This window comes from Burkholderia sp. FL-7-2-10-S1-D7, from assembly GCF_001524185.1.
GTDB classification, from domain to species: domain Bacteria; phylum Pseudomonadota; class Gammaproteobacteria; order Burkholderiales; family Burkholderiaceae; genus Burkholderia; species Burkholderia diffusa.
The window spans coordinates 321545-343977 of record NZ_LOWY01000017.1 but is presented as its reverse complement, the minus strand read 5'-3'; the positions used below and the strand labels follow the sequence as shown (position 1 = coordinate 343977).

21 protein-coding genes and 2 pseudogenes are annotated in these 22433 nt (G+C 67.7%); 8 read left to right on the top strand and 15 right to left on the bottom strand.

The genetic code is table 11. The features are described 5' to 3' along the window. Window positions 1-197: 197 nt before the first annotated feature. Window positions 198-461, top strand: a complete 264-nt coding sequence (locus tag WS75_RS10350) for a hypothetical protein (protein WP_059680389.1) — start codon at window positions 198-200, stop codon at window positions 459-461. A gap of 70 nt (window positions 462-531) precedes the next feature. Here WS75_RS10350 and WS75_RS10345 read toward each other — a convergent pair whose 3' ends face one another. Then, window positions 532-1326, bottom strand: coding sequence for an AraC family transcriptional regulator (locus WS75_RS10345; protein ID WP_059680388.1), 795 nt, complete (start codon window positions 1324-1326; stop codon window positions 532-534). A 63-nt stretch (window positions 1327-1389) separates the two neighbouring features. Between WS75_RS10345 and WS75_RS33490 the strand changes: the two genes are divergently transcribed. The 3 genes from WS75_RS33490 to WS75_RS10335 all read left to right on the top strand — a co-directional run bounded on the left by WS75_RS33490 (window position 1390) and on the right by WS75_RS10335 (window position 4753). Continuing rightward, window positions 1390-1701, top strand: coding sequence for a hypothetical protein (locus WS75_RS33490; RefSeq protein ID WP_156429746.1), 312 nt, complete (start codon window positions 1390-1392; stop codon window positions 1699-1701). Window positions 1702-1985: 284 nt separating this feature from the next. Continuing rightward, window positions 1986-3122 carry a branched-chain amino acid ABC transporter substrate-binding protein gene (locus WS75_RS10340; RefSeq protein WP_059680387.1) on the top strand — a complete coding sequence of 379 codons (1137 nt, stop codon included), beginning with the start codon at window positions 1986-1988 and terminating at the stop codon, window positions 3120-3122. A 320-nt stretch (window positions 3123-3442) separates the two neighbouring features. Continuing rightward, complete coding sequence (locus tag WS75_RS10335; RefSeq protein ID WP_059680386.1) at window positions 3443-4753, top strand: MFS transporter; 1311 nt, start codon at window positions 3443-3445, stop codon at window positions 4751-4753. Window positions 4754-4882: 129 nt separating this feature from the next. Here WS75_RS10335 and WS75_RS10330 read toward each other — a convergent pair whose 3' ends face one another. From WS75_RS10330 to garD, 4 genes are all read right to left on the bottom strand, one after another. Beyond that, window positions 4883-5320 carry a DoxX family protein gene (locus WS75_RS10330; protein WP_059680385.1) on the bottom strand — a complete coding sequence of 146 codons (438 nt, stop codon included), beginning with the start codon at window positions 5318-5320 and terminating at the stop codon, window positions 4883-4885. Window positions 5321-5544: 224 nt separating this feature from the next. Continuing rightward, complete coding sequence (locus tag WS75_RS10325; RefSeq protein WP_059680384.1) at window positions 5545-6000, bottom strand: RbsD/FucU family protein; 456 nt, start codon at window positions 5998-6000, stop codon at window positions 5545-5547. 78 nt (window positions 6001-6078) lie between these two features. Further along, window positions 6079-6471 carry a nuclear transport factor 2 family protein gene (locus tag WS75_RS10320; RefSeq protein ID WP_059680419.1) on the bottom strand — a complete coding sequence of 131 codons (393 nt, stop codon included), beginning with the start codon at window positions 6469-6471 and terminating at the stop codon, window positions 6079-6081. 182 nt (window positions 6472-6653) lie between these two features. Beyond that, window positions 6654-8207, bottom strand: coding sequence for a galactarate dehydratase (gene garD / locus WS75_RS10315; RefSeq protein ID WP_059680383.1), 1554 nt, complete (start codon window positions 8205-8207; stop codon window positions 6654-6656). A 230-nt stretch (window positions 8208-8437) separates the two neighbouring features. On the opposite strand from garD, the gene kdgD reads away from it, so the two are divergent. Next, entirely contained in the window at window positions 8438-9352 is a 915-nt protein-coding gene (gene kdgD, locus WS75_RS10310) for a 5-dehydro-4-deoxyglucarate dehydratase (protein ID WP_059680382.1), read from the top strand. A 24-nt stretch (window positions 9353-9376) separates the two neighbouring features. On the opposite strand, the gene WS75_RS34500 is transcribed toward kdgD, so the two are convergent. Both WS75_RS34500 and WS75_RS10300 read right to left on the bottom strand, forming a co-directional pair. After that, window positions 9377-9706, bottom strand: a complete 330-nt coding sequence (locus tag WS75_RS34500; protein WP_257129352.1) for a hypothetical protein — start codon at window positions 9704-9706, stop codon at window positions 9377-9379. Between the two features lie 155 nt (window positions 9707-9861). Beyond that, a complete protein-coding gene (locus tag WS75_RS10300) occupies window positions 9862-11439 on the bottom strand; it encodes an aldehyde dehydrogenase (NADP(+)) (RefSeq protein WP_059680381.1) in 1578 nt (525 codons plus the stop codon). A gap of 246 nt (window positions 11440-11685) precedes the next feature. On the opposite strand from WS75_RS10300, the gene WS75_RS10295 reads away from it, so the two are divergent. After that, on the top strand, window positions 11686-13083 hold the full coding sequence (locus WS75_RS10295) for an MFS transporter (RefSeq protein WP_059680380.1): 1398 nt from the start codon (window positions 11686-11688) through the stop codon (window positions 13081-13083). A gap of 29 nt (window positions 13084-13112) precedes the next feature. Here the strand turns inward: WS75_RS10295 and WS75_RS10290 are convergent. Further along, window positions 13113-13427, bottom strand: a pseudogene (locus tag WS75_RS10290) (DUF2167 domain-containing protein); the annotation flags it as partial. 98 nt (window positions 13428-13525) lie between these two features. On the opposite strand from WS75_RS10290, the gene WS75_RS10285 reads away from it, so the two are divergent. Next, a complete protein-coding gene (locus tag WS75_RS10285; protein ID WP_059680378.1) occupies window positions 13526-14374 on the top strand; it encodes a helix-turn-helix domain-containing protein in 849 nt (282 codons plus the stop codon). 211 nt (window positions 14375-14585) lie between these two features. Here the strand turns inward: WS75_RS10285 and WS75_RS10280 are convergent, their stop codons facing one another. From WS75_RS10280 to zigA, 5 genes and pseudogenes are all read right to left on the bottom strand, one after another. Further along, complete coding sequence (locus WS75_RS10280; protein ID WP_059680377.1) at window positions 14586-15962, bottom strand: dihydroorotase; 1377 nt, start codon at window positions 15960-15962, stop codon at window positions 14586-14588. 3 nt (window positions 15963-15965) lie between these two features. Then, window positions 15966-16526: a gamma carbonic anhydrase family protein gene (locus WS75_RS10275; RefSeq protein ID WP_059680376.1), complete on the bottom strand. Its 561-nt coding sequence runs from the start codon at window positions 16524-16526 to the stop codon at window positions 15966-15968. Continuing rightward, on the bottom strand, window positions 16523-17104 hold the full coding sequence (locus WS75_RS10270; RefSeq protein ID WP_059680375.1) for a 6-pyruvoyl trahydropterin synthase family protein: 582 nt from the start codon (window positions 17102-17104) through the stop codon (window positions 16523-16525). The genes WS75_RS10275 and WS75_RS10270 overlap by 4 nt, the downstream gene beginning before the upstream one ends. Next, window positions 17098-18018, bottom strand: a pseudogene (gene folE2, locus WS75_RS10265) (GTP cyclohydrolase FolE2). The gene WS75_RS10270 and the pseudogene folE2 overlap by 7 nt, the downstream one beginning before the upstream one ends. 60 nt (window positions 18019-18078) lie before the next feature. Beyond that, the gene (gene zigA, locus WS75_RS10260) at window positions 18079-19287 is read right to left on the bottom strand and encodes a zinc metallochaperone GTPase ZigA (protein WP_179948893.1); all 1209 of its coding nucleotides are present in this window, start codon (window positions 19285-19287) and stop codon (window positions 18079-18081) included. A 231-nt stretch (window positions 19288-19518) separates the two neighbouring features. Between zigA and WS75_RS34075 the strand changes: the two genes are divergently transcribed. Next, the gene (locus WS75_RS34075; protein WP_059680373.1) at window positions 19519-20328 is read left to right on the top strand and encodes a hypothetical protein; all 810 of its coding nucleotides are present in this window, start codon (window positions 19519-19521) and stop codon (window positions 20326-20328) included. A gap of 16 nt (window positions 20329-20344) precedes the next feature. On the opposite strand, the gene WS75_RS10250 is transcribed toward WS75_RS34075, so the two are convergent. Together WS75_RS10250 and WS75_RS10245 are read right to left on the bottom strand one after the other, a co-directional pair. After that, entirely contained in the window at window positions 20345-21556 is a 1212-nt protein-coding gene (locus tag WS75_RS10250; RefSeq protein ID WP_059680372.1) for an acyl-CoA dehydrogenase family protein, read from the bottom strand. Then, on the bottom strand, window positions 21553-22395 hold the full coding sequence (locus tag WS75_RS10245) for a hypothetical protein (RefSeq protein WP_059680371.1): 843 nt from the start codon (window positions 22393-22395) through the stop codon (window positions 21553-21555). The genes WS75_RS10250 and WS75_RS10245 overlap by 4 nt, the downstream gene beginning before the upstream one ends. Between the last annotated feature and the right edge of the window lie 38 nt (window positions 22396-22433).

Sequence of the window (22433 nt, the reverse complement as noted above, 5' to 3'; positions counted from 1 at the left end):
TGAATGCCGCGGCGGCGCCCCGTCCGGCAAGGGCAGCCGCTCGGGGCCGGAAGCGGCCGCCCGGCTTGGGTTACATCCCGTAACGCACGTCGCACTGCAGCATCCGCTCGGCCACCGCGGTTTTAAGAATCGCTTAAGTCTTCGACGGCACCATCCGCAACCAGTACCCGATGGTTATCTCGAAAAGGAGGAAAGCGATGAGCGCCGTAGAAGCACCCGCGGGCCGCCCGGCCGCGCCCCCTGCAAAGAAGACGATGCTGCGCCGCCTGCTCAGTCATCACGAAATCGCGACGTTGCTCGTGCTGCTGCATGCGCCGATCGCCGCGAACGCCAAAGCCGAATTGCCTGCGCTGCAGGAAGCCGGTCTCGTCGAAATGGTCAGGCTCGACCCCGATACGGCCCCCAGCTTCCGGCTGACCGAAGACGGCACGGCCGTCCTGAAAGGGCTCGGCTACCGCTGAGCCAAGGTTTTCACCGCCTCCCCGCATCGCCCCGATCCCTCAGACCCGCCGGCCCGCCCGGCGCGTCACTTCACCCCGCCCGATCCTGCAGCATCAGCCGGTATTCCGTCGGCGTCATGCCGACCGTCGCCTTGAACTGGCGCGTGAACGCGCTGTGATCCGTATAACCGCATAGCGCCGCGACGTCGGTCACCTTGTCGTGCGTGACGAGCAGCGCCGTGGCCGCGTCGAGCCGCGTTTTCAGCAGCACCTGGCGCGGCGTCAGGTGAAACACCTTGTGGAAGTAGCGTTCGAGCTGCGCGACCGACATCCCGGCCATCTGCGCAAGCTGCTTCAGGTTCAACGGCTGCACGTAGTGATCCTGGATGTGCTGCACCACGTCGGCGAGCTTGCTGTAGGCCGGATGCGAACCCTCGTGCGCCTTCAGGTCGCGCGAGATGCCCGCGAGACCGACCACCTTGCCGCCCGCATCGCGCAGCGGCTCCTTGCAGGTCAGGCACCAGCCCGGCTGGCGGCCCGGATACAGATGCAGCTCGAGCTGGTCCATCAGCTGCTGGCCGGCCGTGATCGTCGCCATGTCCTGCTCGAAATAGGTCCGGCCGAAGCGGCGCGGAAACACTTCGTCGGTCGTCTTGCCGAGCAGGTCGCGCTTGTCCTTGTAGCCGCAGCGCATCGCCAGCGTGCGGTTGACGAGCGCGTAGCGGCCGTTCGCGTCCTTCACGAAGAATGCGACGTCGGGCAGCGCGTCGAACACCGGCTCGAGCAGGCGGAAGTGCGCGAGCATCGCGCCGAGATCGGCGTTGTCGGGCTGGTAGCGCAGCGTGTCGGACAGGCTCATGGGCGGTACGGCAAGGAAGGTCGTCATCCCGGCATCTGCGAAGGGAGTGGCTGATGGCGTCGATTATAGGAGCGCGCCCGAGAACACGTCGTGGCGATCTCGGGCAAGCGATCGGGCGGCTCGGCGAACGGCGGTCCGCGCAACGCCCCGCCGATCGGCGACGAACGGGTGGCCGCCTACGTCGGCGCATCGCACGTCGTGCGGTTGTGCGCGCAACCACTGCGCCGCGCGCTTGCCGGGCGGCGTCGATTTCGCATCGGCCCGCTGCATGGCGCCGGGCATCGGTCGGCAACGTCGGCGATATCGATGCACCCAACTGATGCCGAGACAACCTCCGCCCGGACCCGCCATCCTAGAAATGCCGGCGCGTCACGTCTTGGCGCGATTGCGCGTTCTACATGACGATTTCGGCATATATCAGGGTTATCTACGATATGCCGAAATCGTCGCCGGTCACGCATCGAACGCGCAAGACGCGCGCATTTTCGCTACCTAGACTTCGATCAACGGTTACGAGACGACATCCCGCCAACACCGCGCACGCCGATTCCGGCATAACCCGCGCGGCGCATGGCACACCCCGCACGGCTGTCGCACAGGCCTGCAGACCGATACGTCTCGCCCGGTTTACCGCACCGGCCCGCTGGCCGGCGGCGGCCCAACCACGCCATCAAGGGGAAGTGAAAGTGAAGCTGAAGGTATCGCACGTCGCGCTGGCCGCTGCCTGCGCACTGTCGGGCGCACACGCCATCGCCGCCGACGTCGTCAAGATCGGTTTCGCCGCACCGCTGACGGGGCCGCAGTCGAACTACGGCACGGACATGCAGAAGGGCGTGCAACTCGCGATCGCCGATTTCAACGCGACGCATCCGACGATCGGTGGACAGCCGGTCACGTTCCAGCTCGACTCGCAGGACGACCAGGCCGACCCGCGCACCGGCACGACGGTCGCGCAGCGTCTGATCGACGACAACGTCCGCGGCGTCATCGGCCACTTCAACTCGGGCACGAGCATTCCGGCGTCCGACCTGTACGATCGCGCGGGGCTGCCGCAAATCTCGATGGCGACGTCGCCGCAATACACGGCGCGCGGCTACAAGACCACCTACCGGCTGCTGACGAGCGACGCGCAGGCCGGCCGCATCGTCGGCACGTACGCGGTGAAGACGCTGCGCTTCAAGCGCATCGCGATCATCGACGACCGCACGGCCTACGGCCAGGGCATCGCCGACGAATTCGCGAAGGCCGTGCAGGCCGCGGGCGGCACGATCGTCAAGCGCGACTTCACGAACGACAAGGCGCTCGACTTCTCGGCGATCCTGACCAACCTGAAGGGCCTCAACCCCGACGCGATCTTCTACGGCGGCGGCGACGCGCAGTCTTCGCCGATGATCCGCAAGATGCGCCAGCTCGGGATGAAGTCCGCCTTCGTGACCGGCGAGATGTCGCGCTCGCCGACGTTCCTGAAGGTCGGCGGCGAAGCGGCCGAAGGCGCGATCGTCTACATGGGCGGGCTGCCGAAGGAAAAGATGCCGGGCTTCGCCGGCTACGCATCGCGCTACAAGGCACGCTTCAATGAAGACGTCATCACCTATTCGCCCTACTCGTACGACGGCACGATCGCGCTGCTCACCGCGATGAAGAACGCGAACTCGACCGACCCGAAGGTCTATACGCCGTATCTCGGCAAGGTGTCGATCAAGGGCGTGTCGGCGCCGAGCATCGCATACGACGCGAAGGGCGACCTGAAGGATGCGCCGGTGACGATCTACAAGGTCGAGCACGGCGCGTTCAAGCCGGTCGACACGATCGCCGGCAACTGATCGCGCAGTCCCTGTCACGCGCGGCGCGGCCTGCGGATCACCCGCCTGCCGCGCCGCGTGCGTTTCGGCTCGACGAAGTCCGAAGCATTCCTCGGCGCGGCCCCGCGCGCGCGCATTTCGCGCTCCTGTAGAATCCCCCCACCCGCTTTGACGCTTCGTCTGCGTCGCGCCCCATCCCGGTGCGACGGTGCGTGTCGCGTGCCCCATCCGGCGCTCGGCACACGCTCGACGACGCAAGCCGCGCCTTGCCAGTCCATGCCGATAGCGGGCTCTGGAGACGCAGCACCGACAACAACATTCAAAAACCGATCGTCCTGACCATGCAAGCTTCCGAATTGAGCGGCGTGCCTCGCGCCGCCGAACGCGCGCTCACGCGCAGCGACTATAAAACTCTTGGCCTTGCCGCACTCGGCGGTGCCCTCGAGTTCTACGACTTCATCATCTTCGTGTTCTTCGCACCCGCGATCGGACAGCTGTTCTTCCCGCACGACATTCCCGACTGGCTGCGCCAGCTGCAGACGTTCGGCATCTTCGCGGCCGGTTATCTCGCGCGTCCGCTCGGCGGCGTGATCATGGCGCACTTCGGCGACCTGTTCGGCCGCAAGCGGATGTTCACGCTGAGCGTGCTGATGATGTCAGTGCCGACGCTGCTGATGGGCCTGCTGCCGACGTACGAATCGATCGGCATCCTCGCGCCGGTGTTGCTGCTGCTGTTCCGCGTGCTGCAGGGCGCGGCGGTCGGCGGCGAAGTGCCGGGCGCATGGGTATTCGTGTCGGAGCACGTGCCGTCGCGCCACATCGGCTATGCGTGCGGCACGCTGACCGCGGGCCTCACGGCCGGCATCCTGCTCGGCTCGCTGGTCGCCGCCGGCATCAACAGCCGTTACTCGGGCGCCGAAGTCATCGCATTCGCGTGGCGCATTCCGTTCCTGCTCGGCGGCGTGTTCGGCCTGTTCTCCGTCTACCTGCGCCGCTGGCTGCACGAGACGCCGGTGTTCGCCGAGATGAAGGCGAAGAAGGCGCTCGCGGCCGAGATTCCGCTGAAGGCCGTGCTGCGCGACCACGGTCGCGCGGTGATCGTGTCGATGCTGCTCACGTGGATGCTGTCGGCGGCGATCGTCGTCGTGATCCTGATGACGCCCGCGCTGCTGCAGAAGCAGTTTCACCTGACGCCCGCGACCACGCTGTTCGCGAACAGCATCGCGACGCTGTGCCTGACGGCCGGCTGCATCACCGCCGGCTCGCTCGCGGGCTGGATCGGCGCGAAGCGCGTGCTCGGCATCGGCGGCCTCGTGCTGGCCGCGTGCTACTACCTGCTGTTCGCGCAGGTCGCGGCCGACGCGTCGACACTGCCGCTGTACTACGGGATTGCCGGCTTCATGGTCGGCACGATCGGTGCGGTGCCGTTCGTGATGGTCAAGAGCTTCCCCGCGGTCGTGCGCTTCTCGGGCATCTCGTTCTCGTACAACGTCGCGTATGCGATCTTCGGCGGTCTGACGCCGGTGATCGTGTCGCTGATGATGAAGTCGAACCCGCTCGCGCCGGTCGTGTACGTCGCGACGATCTGCGTGCTCGGCGCGATCGCCGTGCAGTTCTCGAAGGATGCGAAGGACCTGAAGGACGCACGCTGAACGCCGGCGCGCACGCGTCGGCCGGATGAACAAAGGGCCGAATCCCGCGGCGTGCGGGATTCGGCCCTTTTGTGTTGGCTCAGCGCGGCGCGCGACGTGCGTGCATCGCGCCGTTCAGCCCGGTTCGACTCAGCGCAGCACGCCGTACGACGAACTCGGCCGGCGCAGCGCGTCGATGCTCGCGCCGCCCGCACCGGTCACGAACAGCAGCAGGAAACCGCCGGCGATCGCGATGTTCTTCCAGAAGTGGATCACCATGTCGTGCTGGACCGCGGCGTCCGTCGCGTCCCAGAAATTGTGTCCCACCATCGCGGTCGCGATCGTATAGAACGCCATCAGCAACGCGAGCGGCTTGACCTTGTAGCCGACGATCAGCAGCAGGCCGCCGAGTGCCTCGATCGTGACGACGACGGGGCCCATCACCTGCGGATAGGGCACGTTCAGCCCATGCAGATATCCGATGAAGTCGCTGTAGCCGAGCAGCTTCATCACGCCGCCCCACAAGAACAACGCCGCCAGCGCCAGGCGCGCGAAAAAAATGACGCCGGAATCGACGGAACGCGTCATGCCTCTCTCCTCGTATGCAGTTCGGCCGTCCGCGCGGGGCGTGCCCGTGCGGTTCGGAACCGCGCGGCCCTGTCGGGCCCGCGGCAAATGGGCCAGCATAGAGGGACTTTTCGCGGTGTCCAAGAAAAAGGTTGTAGCAAATCTTTACGCTGCGGCGGCGACGCAAGCATGACGGCACCACGAAGAACGACGCCCGCCGTCGCCGCGAATAAAGGGAACAGGCCCTAAGCGGCGTCGCTCAACAGCACACCTTTCTTGAACAGGAAGCAGCCGTAGCCACGCAGCTCGCCGGTGACGATCACCGCATACGCCTGCTGCGCGCGCTCGTAGAACGCGAATCGATCGAGGCCCTCGAGCGGCACGGCGCGCCCTTCCGCGCGATCGATTTCGGCCTGCACTTCGCGCTGCACGGGCGGCACCGCGGCGGGGTCGCCGACCACTTCCATCCGCCACGCGGGCGTATCGACGAACGTGTCGAGCGGCAGCACGGACAGCACCGCGCGCGCGACGCGCGCCGAGTCGGCGCCGTCGATGCGCAGCGCGCGGCCGACCACCGTGTGCTCGGCGACGGATTCCGCCGGAAAATTCGCATCGCAAATCGCCACTTCATCTCCGTGGCCCATCGCGCGCAGCGTGTGCAGGATGTCGGCGTGCAGCAGAGGATCGAGATTCTTCAGCATGTGGGCACATCTCCGGGATCGGGAACGAACGGCATAAGTTACCCGATCCCGGCGGTCACCGGGCGTGCATCGCTCACGTCACGACGCCGCGGCCGGCATTTCGTCGATGAAGCCCGTGACCGACTTCAGGCGGCCCGACGCATCGACGGTGCCGAAATCCGAACCCTTCACGATCGCCGCGCCGTCGGGCGACACGAGCGCCCAGGAGAAGCGCAGGTGCTGGCCGAAGCCGTCGACGTCGGTCGTGCGGCGGAACCGGAACGCGGGGAAGCGCGCCTGCACCGCGGCGATCATCGTGTCGATGCCCGCGTGGCCGTCGCCGGCCATCAGCGGATCGCGATAGGCCGCGTCGCTCGCGTAGGTCGCATCGATCAGCGCGCGCCGGCGTGCGGCGTCGGGCTCGTTCCAGGCGTCGAAATAGCGGTCGATCAGGTCGGCGTGAGCCGACTGGACGGTTTGGGCGGTGTTCATGCGAGGCTCCTGGTCTGGATGAAGGAAGGACAGCGCCGCGGACGTTTCGTGTTCGCGTGCCGTCATCGTCACCGGCCTCGCATGGGCGGTCGATTACGTTCGAGGTAAGGAAATCGCGCCGCCGCAATCGAAAACGGGCGCTCGAAGGCGCCCGCATCGTCTGCCCGCCGCAACCGCGCGCGTCAGGTCACCGGCGCCGGGTTGAACAGCGTCAGCGCATTCGCGAGCTTCCATTGCTCGGCCCACGTGCGGCGCTTGCCGCTCGCGACGTCGAGCATCAGCCGGAACAGCTCCCAGCCCACGTCCTCGATCGAGGCCGCGCCGGTCGCGATCTGCCCCGCGTCGAGATCCATCAGGTCGTGCCAGCGGCGCGCGAGATCGCTGCGCGTCGCGACCTTGATCACCGGCACCTGCGCGAGGCCGTACGGCGTGCCGCGGCCGGTCGTGAACACGTGCAGGTTCATCCCCGCCGCGAGCTGCAGCGTGCCGCAGATGAAGTCGCTCGCGGGCGTCGCCGCGTACAGCAGCCCCTTCTGCCGCGCCCGATCGCCGGGCCGCACGACGCCGGCGATCGGCGCGCTGCCCGATTTCACGATCGAACCCATCGCCTTCTCGACGATGTTCGACAGGCCGCCCTTCTTGTTGCCAGGCGTCGTGTTCGCGCTGCGATCGACGCGGCCGCGCTGCAGGTAGCGGTCGTACCAGTCCATCTCGCGGATGATCTCGCGGGCGACGTCCTCGTTTGCCGCGCGCGACGTGAGCTGCGCGACGCCATCGCGCACTTCCGTCACCTCGGAGAACATGATCGTCGCGCCCGCGCGCACGAGCAGGTCGGCCGCAAAACCGACCGCCGGGTTCGCGGTGAGCCCCGAGAACGCGTCGCTGCCGCCGCACTGCACGCCGACGACGAGATCCGACGCCGGGCACGTCTCGCGGCGGCGGCGGTTCAGCCGCTCGAGGTGCGATTCGGCCATCTTCATGATCGAGTCGATCATCGAGTTGAAGCCGACGTGCGCGACATCCTGCAGGCACACCACGCCGCCGTTGTCCGTCGCGCCGTCGGCCGTCAGCGGAATCGCGCCGGGTGGCAGCAGGCGCTCGGGCTGCAGCTTCTCGCAGCCGAGGCTCACCGTCATCACCTCGCCGCCGAAGTTCGGGTTCAGGCTGATGTTGCGCAGCGTGCGGATCGGGATGTCGGCATCGGGCGCATCGATCGCGACGCCGCAGCCATACGTGTGCTCGAGCCCGACCACGTCGTCGACATTCGGGTAACGCGGCAGCAGTTCGTCCTTGATCCGCTTCACCGCATGCTCGACGACGCCCGACACGCACTGCACGGTCGTCGTGATCGCGAGGATGTTGCGCGTGCCGACCGAACCGTCCGGATTGCGGAAGCCCTCGAACGTATAGCCTTCGAGCGGCGCCAGCGGCGGCGCGGCGCGCGTGGCGAGCGGCAGGTCGTCGAGCCCCGGCGGCTCGGGCATGCGCATCGTGCGCTCATTGACCCAGCTGCCGCGACGCAGCTCGGTGAGCGCATAGCCGATCACGACGTTGTAGCGGACGATCGGGTCGCCGGCCGCAAGGTCGACCAGCGCCACCTTGTGCCCTTGCGGCACGCCTTCGCGCAGCGTCAGGCCGTCGGCGAACGTCGCGCCCTCGGGCAGGCCGCCATCGTTGACGACGATCGCGACGTTGTCGTCGGGGTGCACGCGGATATAAAGCGGGGAAGCAGTCATCGGAATTCCTGGAAGGCCACCAGTCAAATCGTTAGTCATCATATGACATTCAACACCAACCTGCGATGCTGCGTAAACCCTTATCCGGAAAGACCCTACCCTTTTCCAGCCGGCAAACCGCTTGCACTGCTCTTTCTTGCGTTGTACGATGACATACAACGACATCGCCAATATGGCTCGGATGCCGTACCCGACGAACCCAGCACTCGCGCAAGACGGACGACCCAACCATGACTTCACCGCAAGAACTCAAACAGATCATCTCCCACGGCCTGCTGTCGTTTCCGCTGACGGACTTCGACGCGGACGGCAGCTTCCGCCCGACCACCTATGCCGAGCGTCTGGAATGGCTGGCACCGTATGGCGCGACCGCGCTGTTCGCGGCCGGCGGCACCGGTGAATTCTTCTCGCTCACGCAGCGCGAGTATTCGGACGTGATCCGCGTCGCGACGGAAACGTGCAAGGGCAAGGTGCCGATCCTGGCCGGCGCCGGCGGCGCGACGCGCGTCGCGATCGAATACGCGCAGGAAGCCGAGCGCCTCGGCGCGAGCGGTGTGCTACTGATGCCGCACTACCTGACCGAAGCCAGCCAGGAAGGCATCGCCGAACACGTCGAGCAGGTGTGCCGCGCGCTGAAGATCGGCGTCGTGGTGTACAACCGCGCGAATTCGAAGCTGAACGCCGACATGCTCGAGCGCCTCGCCGATCGCTGCCCGAACCTGATCGGCTTCAAGGACGGCGTCGGTGAAATCGAGAGCATGGTCACGATCCGCCGCCGCCTCGGCGACCGCTTCGCATATCTCGGCGGCCTGCCGACGGCCGAAGTCTACGCAGCCGCGTACAAGGCGCTCGGCGTGCCGGTGTACTCGTCGGCCGTGTTCAACTTCATCCCGAAGACGGCGATGGCGTTCTACGAAGCGATCGCGAAGGACGACCACGCAACGGTCGGCCGCCTGATCGACGAATTCTTCCTGCCGTACCTGAATATCCGCAACCGTCGCGCGGGCTACGCGGTCAGCATCGTGAAGGCGGGCGCGAAGCTCGTCGGCCACGACGCCGGCCCGGTGCGCGCGCCGCTCGTCGACCTCACCGACGCCGAAATGGCCGAACTGGACGTGCTGATCAAGAAGATGGGCCCACAGTAAGCGGGTACGGCCGGCGCGGCGTCTTCAACGGCACCGCGACCGGCTCGTTGCCTGTGTTGCATCGCGGCCGGCACCTGCCGGCCGCGGTCGTTTGCAGCGGCGGGCATGCCACGCATCCCGCCGCGATGCGCGCGGTGTCATCTGCGCGATGACGCCGATGATCCGGTGACGCACGTTGCCGAGCTTGATCCGGGTCGCCTCGACCTGCCCTTGCGCGCCCGCACGCACGCGTGCGTTCGACTCGTCACCGGGAATCTGCCCCAGCACGTCGCGATCGACGACTGCATCGAAGAACCGGCCGCCCGTCATCGTTGCCGACTGCTTCGCGGTCAGAAACGCGCTGCTGGCCTGCATCAGCGGGCCGGGCGGCCCGAGGCCCCGCTCCTGCAGGAGACATTCCGGTGACGCGGAACCCAACCCATCATGAAAAAAGCGGAGGCAGCCAGCCGGCCGCCCCCGCTTTCATTCCTTCAGCATGTGGTGCGGCTTCGCGCCGCGCCGCCGCACCGTCACTCCGCCTTGCCGTCCCGCAGCCGCGGAATGCCGAGCGGATTGCTTTCCTGCAGCCCCTTCGGCAGCAGGTCGTCCGGGAAATCCTGATAGCACACGGGCCGCAGGAAACGCTCGATCGCGGTCGCGCCGACCGACGTGACGGCCGGGTTCGACGTCGCCGGGAACGGCCCGCCGTGCACCATCGCGTCGCACACCTCGACGCCGGTCGGGTAGCCGTTGACGAGCAGGCGCCCGGCCTTGCGCTCGAGGATCGGCAGCAGGCGGCGCGCGAGCGGCTTGTCGTCGGCGTCCATCTGCAGCGTGGCCGTCAGTTGGCCCTCGAGCGCGTCAAGCACGCGTGCGACTTCGTCGAGATCACGGCAGCGCACGATCAGCGATGTCGGCCCGAACACTTCGTGGCCGAACGCCGGCTCGGCCAGGAACGCCTGCGCGGCGACTTTGTACAGCGCGCCGCGTGCCTGGCATTCGGTCTGCGCCGCCTCGCCCGCGCCGATTTCGCGCACGCCCGGCAGTTCGGCCAGCTTGCCGCTGCCATTGCGATACGCGTCCGCCATGCCGCGCGTCAGCATCACGCCGGCCGGCTTCTTCGCGAGCGCCTGCGCGGCGGCGGACTCGAAGCGGTCGAGGTCGGGGCCGTCGACCGCCAGCACGAGGCCCGGGTTCGTGCAGAACTGGCCGGCGCCGAGCGTCAGCGAATCGACGAAGCCGGTCGCGATCGCGTCGCCGCGCGCGGCCAGCGCGGCCGGGAACAGCACGACCGGGTTGATGCTGCTCATTTCCGCATAGACGGGAATCGGCTGCGGGCGCGCGTTCGCGAGCTGCACGAGCGCCATGCCGCCCTGGCGCGACCCGGTGAAGCCGACGGCCTGCACCGCCGGATGGCTGACGAGCGCCGCGCCGATCACGCGGCCGTGGCCGATCAGCAACGAGAACACGCCCGCCGGCATCCCGCATTCCGCCACCGCGGCGCGAATTGCGCGGCCGACCAGCTCGGACGTGCCGAGATGCGCCTCATGGGCCTTCACGATCACCGGGCAGCCGGCCGCGAGTGCCGCCGCGGTATCGCCGCCGGCCACCGAGAACGCGAGCGGGAAGTTGCTCGCGCCGAACACCGCGACGGGCCCGAGCCCGACCTTCTGCAGCCGCAGGTCCGAACGCGGCAGCGGCGTACGTGCGGGCTGCGCGGGATCGATCGACGCGGCGAGGAAGCGCCCGTCGCGCACGACGCGCGCGAACAGCCGGAGTTGGCCGACGGTGCGGCCGCGCTCGCCCTGCAGCCGCGCGACGGGCAGGCCCGTTTCGGCGTGTGCGCGCTCGATCAGCGCGTCGCCGAGCGCGACGATCTGGTCGGCGATCGCTTCGAGAAACGCCGCGCGGGCCTCGAGCGGCTGCGCGCGGTACGCATCGAAGGCGTCGCGTGCGAGTTCGCACGCGCGCTCGATGTCGGCCTGCGTCGCCACGCCGAATGCCGGCGCATCGATCTGTGCGCCCTTCGTCGGGTCGAACGCGTGCAAGGTACCGGCCGAGCCGGCAACCGCGTCGGCGCCGATCAGCATTTCTCCAGTCAGTTGCATGGGGTGTGCTCCGTGTTTCGGGAATGATGGGTTCATTGTAGCCCAACAGATACGATGTCTGCCGACAGCATTTCACAATTCGTGCCGGCCGCCGATCTTGCCACACCAGGCATGAATCCCTTATTTATTCAGCTTTTGCCCATATTTTGACCATTTTGCATGGCGTCACAAGGGAAAACCCGAGGTTTCTGAGCGCAACCAACCCTCATAAACTTCCACCCATGTTATACGACGACGTACATTGAAGTGTCCAATCAAACCGCCCCTCGCGATCTTCCGATCGACCTTGCGCACACCGCGCGCCGCACCGCCGTGCGCTACTGGATCCTGGCGATGCTGTTCGTCGTCACGACGCTCAACTATGCGGACCGCGCGACGCTGTCGATCACCGGCACGCCGATCCGCAAGGCTTTCGGCATCGATCCGGTGACGATGGGCTACATCTTCTCGGCGTTCAGCTGGGCGTACGTGCTCGCGCAATTGCCGAGCGGCTGGCTGCTCGACCGCTTCGGCGCGCGCCGCGTGTATGCAGCGAGCATCTTTCTGTGGTCGGCGTTCACGCTGCTGCAAAGCACGATCGGCCTCGGCGGCAGCGCCGCGTTCGCGGTCGCCGCGCTGTTCGTGATGCGCTTCGCGGTCGGCATCGCCGAGGCGCCCGCGTTTCCCGCGAACGCGAAGGTCGTGGCGAGTTGGTTCCCGACCGCCGAGCGCGGCACGGCGTCGGCGATCTTCAATGCCGCGCAGTATTTCGCGGCGGTGGTGTTCTCGCCGCTGATGGCGTGGCTCACGCACGCGTACGGCTGGCACCACGTGTACCTGTGGCTCGGCCTCGCCGGCATCGCGCTCGCGTTCCTTTGGCTGCGCGTGATGAAGGATCCGGTCGACCATCCGGCGGTGAACCGCGCGGAACTCGAGCACATCGAGCAAGGCGGCGGCCTCGTGCGCACCACGGGCCAATCGACCGGGGCGCGCGGCGCCGGCGCGGGATCGGCATCCGAAGGCCGCCGCGTCGCGGGCTGGTACTACGTGCGCCAGCTGCTGTCGAACCGGATGCTGCTCGGCGTCTATCTCGGCCAGTACTGCGTGAACGTGCTCACGTATTTCTTCCTCACGTGGTTTCCCATCTACCTCGTGCAGGCGCGCGGAATGTCGCTGCTGAAGGCCGGCTTCATGACGTCGCTGCCGGCGATCTGCGGGTTCCTCGGCGGCGTGCTCGGCGGGATGCTGTCGGACATGCTGATCCGTCGCGGCGTGTCGCTGACGCTCGCGCGCAAGATCCCGATCGTCGGCGGAATGCTGCTGTCGATGGTCATCATCGGCTGCAATTACGTCGACAGCGAAGCACTGGTGATCGTGCTGATGGCCGTGTCGTTCTTCGGCAAGGGAATCGGTTCGCTCGGCTGGGCCGTCGTCGCGGACACCGCGCCGAAGGAGGCGATCGGTCTGTCGGGCAGCCTGTTCAACATGTTCGGCAACACGGCCGGCATCGTCGCGCCGATCGCGATCGGCTACCTGGTCGGCGCGAGCGGCTCGTTCAACGGCGCGCTCGTGTTCGTCGGGCTGAACGCGCTCGTCACGGTGCTCAGCTATCTGGTGATCGTGAAGGACATCAGGCGCGTCGAGCTGCGTCATCGCGACGCGTGATCTTCGGCGGGAATGGCGGGAAGACGACGGCGGCCGCGCATGAGCAGCCGGTAGTTCACGCCGTCGCTCTCCGCGTTCGCGCCCGCGCCCGTGTCGCGGATGATCGCGTACCACACGAGCCGGTGCGTGGCGGCGTCGTACGCGGGCGCCTGCGCCCAGCCGACCACCTCGGTCTCGGGCAGCCCGCGCTCCTTGCGCGCCAGGTTGTTTTCCTCGGTGCCGGCCTGCAGGCTCTTCAGCCATTCGTCGGGTTTCCAGTCCTTCACGTCGTCGTCGCGGATGTAGCCGCTCGGCTCGAAGGACACGACCGAGATCCAGCCGGCGTCCGGGTCCTCGGGCAGCAGCGGGCGGAGTCGGCGATGCACACCCGCTACACATCGATCCGGAATGCTTACGTCGCAGGTAATGTCCGCTACGCGCAGGATTGCCTATCATCCTCGTCATGAACTCGACCGCCGCCCTTCAATCGCTCCCCCCGTCAGCCGGCCGCGCGTCCGGCATCGGCTCGCTGCTGCGCACCTGGCGTCAGCGCCGGCGCCTTAGCCAGATGGCCCTCGCGCTGGAGGCCGAGGTGTCCGCGCGGCACCTGAGCTTCGTCGAATCGGGGCGGGCACAGCCGAGCCGGGAGATGGTGCTGCATCTCGCGGAGCGCCTCGACGTGCCGCTGCGCGAGCGCAATGCGCTGCTCGTCGCGGCCGGCTATGCGCCGCTGTTTCGCGAGCGGCCCTTCTCCGATCCGCAGCTCGATGCGGCGCGCCACGCGGTTGAAGCCGTGCTGCGCGGCCACGAACCCTACCCGGCACTCGCGGTGGATCGCCACTGGACGCTGCTCGCCGCGAACCGGATGCTCGGCGCGCTGGTCGCGCAGGCCGATCCGGCGCTCCTGTGGCCGCCCGTCAACGTGCTGCGCCTGAGTCTGCATCCTGACGGCCTCGCGCCGCAGATCGTCAACTGGCACGAATGGCGCGCGCATATCCTGCACCGGCTGCAACGGCAAATCGACGCGAGCGGCGACCGCACGCTGCATGCGCTGCGCGACGAGCTCGCCGCGTATCCTGCTCCGGCCGGCCAGCCCGACGATTCGCATGCACGCACCGATTTCGCGGATATCGCCGTGCCGCTGCGGCTACGCACGGCGAGCGGCGAGCTGACGTTCTTCAGCACCACGACGGTGTTCGGCACGCCGGTCGACGTGACGCTGTCGGAACTTGCGATCGAGGCGTTTTTCCCGGCGAACCCGGCAACAGTGGATGCGATGCGGGCGCTGGCGGACGCGTTTCCCGCGGAATAGAGCCGGAGGGCGTGCCGGCGCCGCGGCCGCGATCAGCGGCGCTCGCGCGTCGGATGGAAAAGCACGCCCTTCGGATCAGGCGGTCGGCAAGACCGACGGGCCGATCGCCGACGGCATGTCGATCGTCCAGGCACAGTCGGGCAAGGCCCACACGCTCGTGCGGGATGCGGCTTACTGAGCTGACGCTCCTCCGGGCCGCACGCCGGTCGGATCAAGCCGCCGCATCCAGAAACGCGACGGGCCGCCCCGCCGGCTGCCCGCTTAACGCCCCATCACGCACGACGACCTGCCCGCGCACGACCGTATGCACGGGCCAGCCCGTGACCGCGCATCCGTCGTACGGCGTCCAGCCGCTCACGCTGGCAATCCATTCGTCGCGAATGATCCGCCGCGCGCGCAGGTCGACGATGCTGAAATCGGCATCGTAGCCGGCCGCAATGCGCCCCTTCCCTTCGATGCCGAAGATGCGCGCCGGCCCGGCGCTCGTCAGGTCCACCAGCCGTTCGAGGCTCAGCCGGCCGGCATGCACGTGGTCGAGCATCAGCGGCAGCAGCGTCTGCACGCCGGTCATCCCGCTCGGCGACTGCGGATACGGACGACGCTTTTCGTCGCGCGTATGGGGCGCGTGATCGCTGCCGATCACGTCGACCACGCCGTCGCGGACGGCCTGCCACAGCGCATCCCGATGATGCCGTTCGCGCACGGGCGGATTCATCTGCGCGAACGTGCCGAGCCGCTCGTAGCAATCGGGCGCATGCAGGCTCAGGTGATGCGGCGTGACTTCGACCGTCACGCGCCGCCGGTGCCGTGCGAGAAACGCCATTTCGTCCGCCGTGGACACGTGCAGCACATGCAGCCGGCGCCCCGCTTCCGCGGCCAATCCCACGATGCGCCGCGTCGCCATCAATGCGCTTTGCGCGTCGCGCCAGTGCGGATGGTCGCGCACGTCGCCGCTCGCGTCGGCGATCGCCTTGCGTTCGCGCAGCCGCGCCTCGTCCTCCGCATGCACGGCCATGCGTCGCCGGCCGTTGCGCAGGATCCGGCGCAACACGGTTTCGTCGTCGGCCAGCAGATCGCCGAACGAGCTGCCCATGAAAACCTTCACGCCCGCGCAGCCGGGCAACCGTTCGAGCACCGGCAGCCGTTCGGCATTCACGGCCGAGCCGCCGATGTAGAACGCGTAGTCGCACCACGCACGGCTGCGCGCAAGATCGAGCTTGGCGTCCAGATCCTGCTCGCTCAGCGTCAGCGGATGCGTATTGGGCATCTCGAAGATCGTCGTGACGCCGCCGAGCACCGCGCCGCGCGTGCCGGCCTCGATGGTCTCCTTGTGCGTGAGCCCCGGTTCGCGGAAATGCACCTGGCTGTCGACCACGCCCGGCAGCACGTGCAATCCGCGCGCATCGAGCAACACGTCGGCGCGCCACGTACCGCGCAACGCGCCCAGCGCGACGACGCGGCCATCCGCACACGCGACGTCGATTCGCTCGGCGCCGTTCGGCGTCATCACCGTGCCGCCGTGCACCAGCAGATCGGCGTGCCGTCGTTGCGATCGGTCGCCCCCTTCCCGCTGCATCCGCTCGCCCATGATTCAGAACTCGTTCTGGATGTGCTTGTAGCCGAGCACCAGTGCGTTGTTCGTGCGCGCGACGTCCTCGGAGAAATCGCTCGCGTCGGCCGTGACCTGCGGCAATGCGGCGAGGTCGGTTTCCGGCCCGATGCGTTCGGTCGAGCGCACGTAAAAACCCGGCGGCAGGTGGCAGCCGTCGACGACCGCGTTGTAGCGCACCACGCAGCCGTCGTCGATCGTGCAGTTGAACAGCACGCTGTTGAACCCGACGAACACGCCTTCGCCGACCTTGCACGGCCCATGGACGATCGCGCGATGCGCGATCGACGTGTGCCGGCCGATCGTCACGCTCGCGCCCGATTTCGAATGGATCACGACGCCGTCCTGAATGTTCGAATACGCACCGATCACGATCGGCGCGATCTGGCCGTCGGCATCGGTTTCGTCGGCGCGGATCACCGCGTACGGGCCGATGAACACGTTCTCCTCGACGATCACGCGCCCGCACAGGATGGCGGTCGGGTCGACGAACGCGTTCGGATGAATCGTCGGCAGGTCGCCGCGCGGGTTCTTTCGGATCATGAGGATTCCTGTATGGAAAGGACATGGCTTCGCTTGAGCCGCTCGAACAGGCCCGGATCGCGCCACTGTGCGACGATGGCGGGCGCGAACACGATCGCGTCGAGGTCGATGTGGCCCATCCGCGGGTTGAATGCGTCGTCGCGGAAGCACTGCGCGTAGCCGGTCTCGGTTTCGTGAACGATCACCGAATGTAGCCGTACGTCCGCTTCGCCGTTCGACATGCGCGTACAGCACAGCGCCGCGTCGACGAGGCGAAAGAACACGCGAGAGAACTGCTCGGCGCTCGGCGAAACAGGCAGCAGAACCCAGCGCTCCGAATGGTGGCGCATGCTTTCGACATAGCATGGATCGTCGTCCGACCACAGCGTCACCGCATGGTCGAACGCGTCGATCAGGTCGCGCACGTCGCCCTTGAGCAGCCCGAAGTCGTAGATCATCTGCCCGTGGTCCAGCGCATGCGCTTCGAGCAGCAGCTCGATACGGTACGAATGACCGTGGATCGAATGCGAGCAGCGCCGCGTGCTGCAGCCGCGCACGACGTGCGCGTTCTCGAACCGGAACAGCTTGCGGATCAGCATGCGTCGGCGCCTTCATCCAGCGGCGCGGCCCACGCCACCGCATCGTGCGGATGCAGGCTTTCGAGATGGCGCACGCGCACGCGCGGGCGCGCATGACGATCTTCCAGCGCGACGTGCACGCGGCGCGCGGCATCCTCGACGAACATCAGGTTCCCGCCGTTCAGCACCGCGAACGCCTGCTCGTCCGCACGCTTGACGGCCGTCTGCACCGGCGTGCCCAGCGCATGCTCGACGCGATCGATCAGGTCGATCAGCCCCAGCGTCGCGCCGTCGGCGGGCAGCGCCACGCTGACGACGGCTTCGCTGCGCTGGCTGTGCGGCGTGGCGGCCGACGCATGCCGTTTCAGCCATGCGGCGACCGCCGCCGGCTCCACGCGCTCCTCGCGGCCGAACGCGGTCAGGAACGCCTGTTCGATCCAGTGCCGCGACAGCGCGGCCGAGCACGGGCACGTCGACGAATAGACGACCGTCGCCTGCGCGCGCAACTCGAATGCGTCGCCGGACAGCGTCGCGTCGATGCGCACCGGTTAGGCCTTCCAGCCGGCCAGCCCGTCGGTTACGAGCGCCGCGCGGCGGGCCAGCAGGTCGAAGTTCAGCCGCACGCGCGCGCTGCGCGTATCGCAGTCGCGGTGGCTGTCGACCATCGCGCGCAGCACGTGCCGCAGGCCGGCCGGCGACAGCGCTTCGCCATCGGCAAGCCAGTCGAGCAGCCCGTACAGCCGCGACATGTGGATGCCTTTCACGTGCGGCGCAGGCAGATCGACCTGGACGTCGACACGCGCATGCACGTCGCGCCGGCAGCCGGGCTCTGCCACGACGACGGGCAGGTCGATGCCCTGCATGCCGACCCATTCGAGCGGGCGATGGCGCGGCGCGGCATCGGTCAGGGAAATATCGGGAAGCGCTGCATTCATGCTTGAAATCCGGTGGAGCGCCTTCTCCATCCGGATCGATGCAGGAAGCGCGCGTTCAGGTCAGGACCAATCGCGAAACGGGTTGTCCCACGTCGTCCAGTGCTCGGGGCCGGTGGCCATCTCGGCGTCGGTCAGCAGACATGCGTCGAAGCGCCCGCGCAGTGCCGGCTCGTCCATGTCCATGCCGATCAGCACGAGTTCCTGCCGGGCATCGCCGACGTGCTCGTCCCAGCGCGCGCGGATCTGCGCGACGGCTTCCGCGTCTTGCGGCCAGCGTTCGGGCGGCACGGCCGCCCACCAGTAGCCGGCCGGCCCGTGCCGCGCGACCGCGCCGGCCTGCGACCACGAACCGGCGATGGTCGGATGCGTGGCCAGCCAGAAGAATCCCTTCGAGCGGACGACGCCCGGCCATTCGCTTTCGACGAGATCGAAGAAGCGCTGCGGATGAAACGGCCGCCGTGCGCGATAGACGAAGCTGCGGATCCCGTATTCGTCGGTCTCCGGCGTGTGCGTGCCGCGCAATTCCTGCAGCCAGCCCGGCGCGCGCGACGCCGCGTCGAAATCGAACAGGCCCGTATCGAGCACACGTTCCAGCGGCACCTTGCCGAATTCGGCGATCTCGATCCGCGCGCGCGGGTTCAGTCCGCGCAGCAGCGCGACCAGTTGTTCGCGCGCGCTGACGTCGATCAGGTCGATCTTGTTGATCACGAGCACGTCGCAGAACTCGATCTGGTCGATCAGCAGATCGACGACCGTGCGCGCGTCCTCGTCGCCCATCGATTCGCCGCGAGATTGCAGGCTGTCGCGCGACGCGTAGTCGCGCAGGAAATTGAACGCGTCGACCACCGTCACCATCGTGTCGAGCCGCGCGACCTCGCCGAGGCTGCGGCCGTCCTCGCCTTCGAACGTGAACGTCTCGGCCACCGGCAGCGGCTCCGAGATGCCGGTCGATTCGATCACGAGCTGATCGAAGCGCCCTTCGCGCGCGAGCCGATCGACCTCGATCAGCAGATCCTCGCGCAGCGTGCAGCAGATGCAGCCGTTGCTCATCTCGACCAGCTTCTCGTCGGTGCGCGACAGTCCCGCGACGCCGTCGCGCACGAGCGCCGCATCGATGTTGACCTCCGACATGTCGTTGACGATGACCGCGACGCGCCGGCCCTCGCGATTGTTGAGGATGTGGTTGAGCAGCGTCGTCTTGCCGGCGCCGAGAAAACCGGACAGGACGGTCACGGGAAGCCGCGTGGACGGATGAAGGGCGGGGCTCATCGGGCGATTCCGGAATAGGGCGTTGAGGATGAAATGATATATTGTATCGCAACGATATAACATATCATTTCGAACGTCCAGCAGGCGCGGTTACGTGGCGCGATTCGCAATCCCGCCAGCGCTCCGGTTCGACGCGAACCGGAAGCGGCAGCGGCACCGCACATGTCATGCCGAATGAAAGGTGTGCTTGATAAGCTCGTCGGCGAGACCGATGGCTGCCCACACCCGACCATGAAAAAGAAAAACCTTGCTGCGTTGTCACTCTGCGCCGTGCTGCCCGGCATCGCGCTCGCCCAATCGATCGTGGCGCCGACGCTGAAGCCGGGCGACACCTGGACCTATATCGATACCGTCGAGATCGGCCCGAACGGCTGGCGTCAGACGCGCGACCAGATTTCCGTGCAGCGCGCCACATCCGACCGCATCTACGTCGAAACGCGGCAAAGCGGCACGACGCAAGCGCCGCGCGAGCTGGTCGTCGACTCGGACTGGAGCCGCTCGCGCAGCGTCAACGGCACCGAAACCGTGGTGAACCGCCCGCTGGCGTTTCCGCTGACGGCCGGCAAGACCTGGACGGTCAGGTACAGCGAATCGCACCCGAACCCTCGGCATGCGTCGGAAGCGTACGACACGCATTACAAGGTGATCGGCCCCGATACCGTCACCGTGGCGGGCGGCAAGTTCGACGCGATCAAGATCGAGGCGGAAGGCACGTGGCAGGCGCAAGCCGCGCCCGGGCAGTCGGTCACGTCCGGGATCTCGCGCAATGCGGGCGGCTCGACAATCGTGGTGCAGAGTCACACCAACGGGACGGCGGAACAGACCGGCAGAACCTACAAGGCGTTTTGGTACGTGCCGGCCGTCGGCCGCTGGGTCAAGTCGGTCGAGGAGTACTACGACATGAACGGCGTGCGGACAGCGCGCTATTCGGACGAACTCGCATCGTACAAGCGCGCCGGGACGGACAGCGTCATACCGTTGGCCGGCGGCCCCGCGCCCGCCTCCGTTGCGCCGGACGGCCCGCCTCCCGGCGACCAGTGACCCGGCACGCGCTCACTTACGTATAGAGCGACGCCTGCGGCAATTCCCCCGTCAACGCGAACCGGCCGACGTCGCGCAGCCGGTAGTCGAGCGGATCGTGCAGCGTATGCGTGCGCGCGTTGCGCCAGAAGCGGTCGAGGCCGAGCGACGCGGCCGTCGCGCGCGCGCCGCACGCATCGAACAGCGCCTCGCCGTTGTCGAGCGCCGCGCGCTGCGCGACGATCTTCGCGTCCGATACCGCGAGCGCGACCTCGGCGCGATCGTCCGCCGTCAGCGCATCCTGCCGCGCCCACGCGTGCTGCAACGCAATTGCCGCGCGATCGGCCAGCGACGCGGCGGCAACCGCTCGCACGCGCATGTCGCCGAAACGCTGCAGCGTGTACGGATCGTCTTCGGCCCGCTCGACGTCCGAGTGAATCCACGGGCGGCCATGCTGCCGCACGTAGTCGCGCGCCTCGGCCAACGCGCCTTCCGCGAGCCCGACGAACAGGTTCGTCAGCACGAGCTGCGACACGAGCGTGCGCAGCGTCGCGCGCGGCGTCGGCGGCGCTTCCGACCGGTGCAGCACCTCGTCCGCCGCGAGCGTCACGCCGTCGAAGCGCACGCTGCCGCTGTCGGTCTGGCGCTGGCCGACCGGATCCCAGTCGTCGTTGACGGTGATCCCCGCACGATCGGTCGGCACCACGCCGAACACGGTGCGGCCGATGGCCGGATCGTGCGCCGATACCGTCATCCGCTGCGAGCCGCGCGTGCCGGAACAGAATCCCTTCACGCCGTCGAGCCGGTAGCCGCCGTCGGGCGTCGCCGTGGCCACGAGCCGCGTGTCGAGCGGATTGACCGCGTTGCCCCACCACCAGCGCCCGTCGACCGTGCCGCGCAGGTAGCGCTCGCGCTGCGCGGCGTTGCCCCACACGTCGACGCTCACCACCTGCAGGCACTGGAACCCGACGAGATGGGCGAGCGCGCTGTCGACCCGCGCGACCTGCCGAATCGCGTCGTAGATCGCGGGCCACGCCGCTTCCTGGCCGCCGAACGCGCGCGGGACCGCGAGCGTCAGCAGGCCCGCATCGGCGAGCCACTGCTTTTCTTGCGCGGCATGACCGCCTGCGCGATCGCGCTCGGCGGCGGTCACGCGCAGCGCGTCGATCGCGCGTGCCAGCGCAGCGCGGTCGACGGGCGGTGTCTCGGTATCCGGCACAAGCGTCGCCGGGCCGCGGGGATCGTTCATGCGACAGCATCCTGTTCAACGGTTTCGCCCGACAGCGGTACGAGCGCGCCAAGCTCACGGCCGGTCAGCCGCGACAGGATCTCGTGGCGCCAGTCGTCGTAGATCGCGCGGTATTCGGCGATATCGGCACCGAACACGTGCGCAGTATGCGCGTATTCGTCGTGCAGATAACCGTCGAGCCGTGCCTGCGTTTCCTCGTCGGCCGCGATCACGCGATCGATCAGCGCGTCGCGCTCGGCGGCCGGCAGCGTCTTCAACGTGTCGAACCACCACTGGACGATCTGCACGCGATGCCACTCCTCGTCCGGGCGAATCCGGCTCTCGCCATGCTCGCGCATCGCGCCGTCGGCGATGCGGCCGGTCTTGCGCTGGATCCACAGCTTCGCGAGGATGTGCAGTTCGTAATGCCATTCGAACGCGAGAAAGCCCGCAACGTCGCGCACCGCGATATCGCCAATGCGCGCCCAGTGCGCGGCGACGAGCCGCTCGACTTCCGGCAGCGGATCGCGGCCGGTCAGTTGGGTCACGCGTTCGCGACCAATCACGGCGTGCGCGCCGTCGTCGCCGAGCTGACGCGACAGGATTAGCTGGAAGTGCGGGTCGTCGCGGAACAGCGTGTCGATCGCCTTCGCGACGACCTGAACGATGAACAGGTCGTGCGACGCCATCTTCGTGTAGTAGTCGGCGACGGCGCCCAGTTCGTCTTCATCGCGCGGCTCACGCGGCGGTGTCGCCAGCTTGTCCGGGAAGCCGGGACGATGGCGTCGCGCGACGTCCAGAAACAGCGCTTCCTCGAATTGTCCGTTCCATTCGCGCGGCGCGCCGGTGGGTAAGGTCATGGGTATCGTTCTCTCAGGGTCTTCAATGAAAAGAGCCG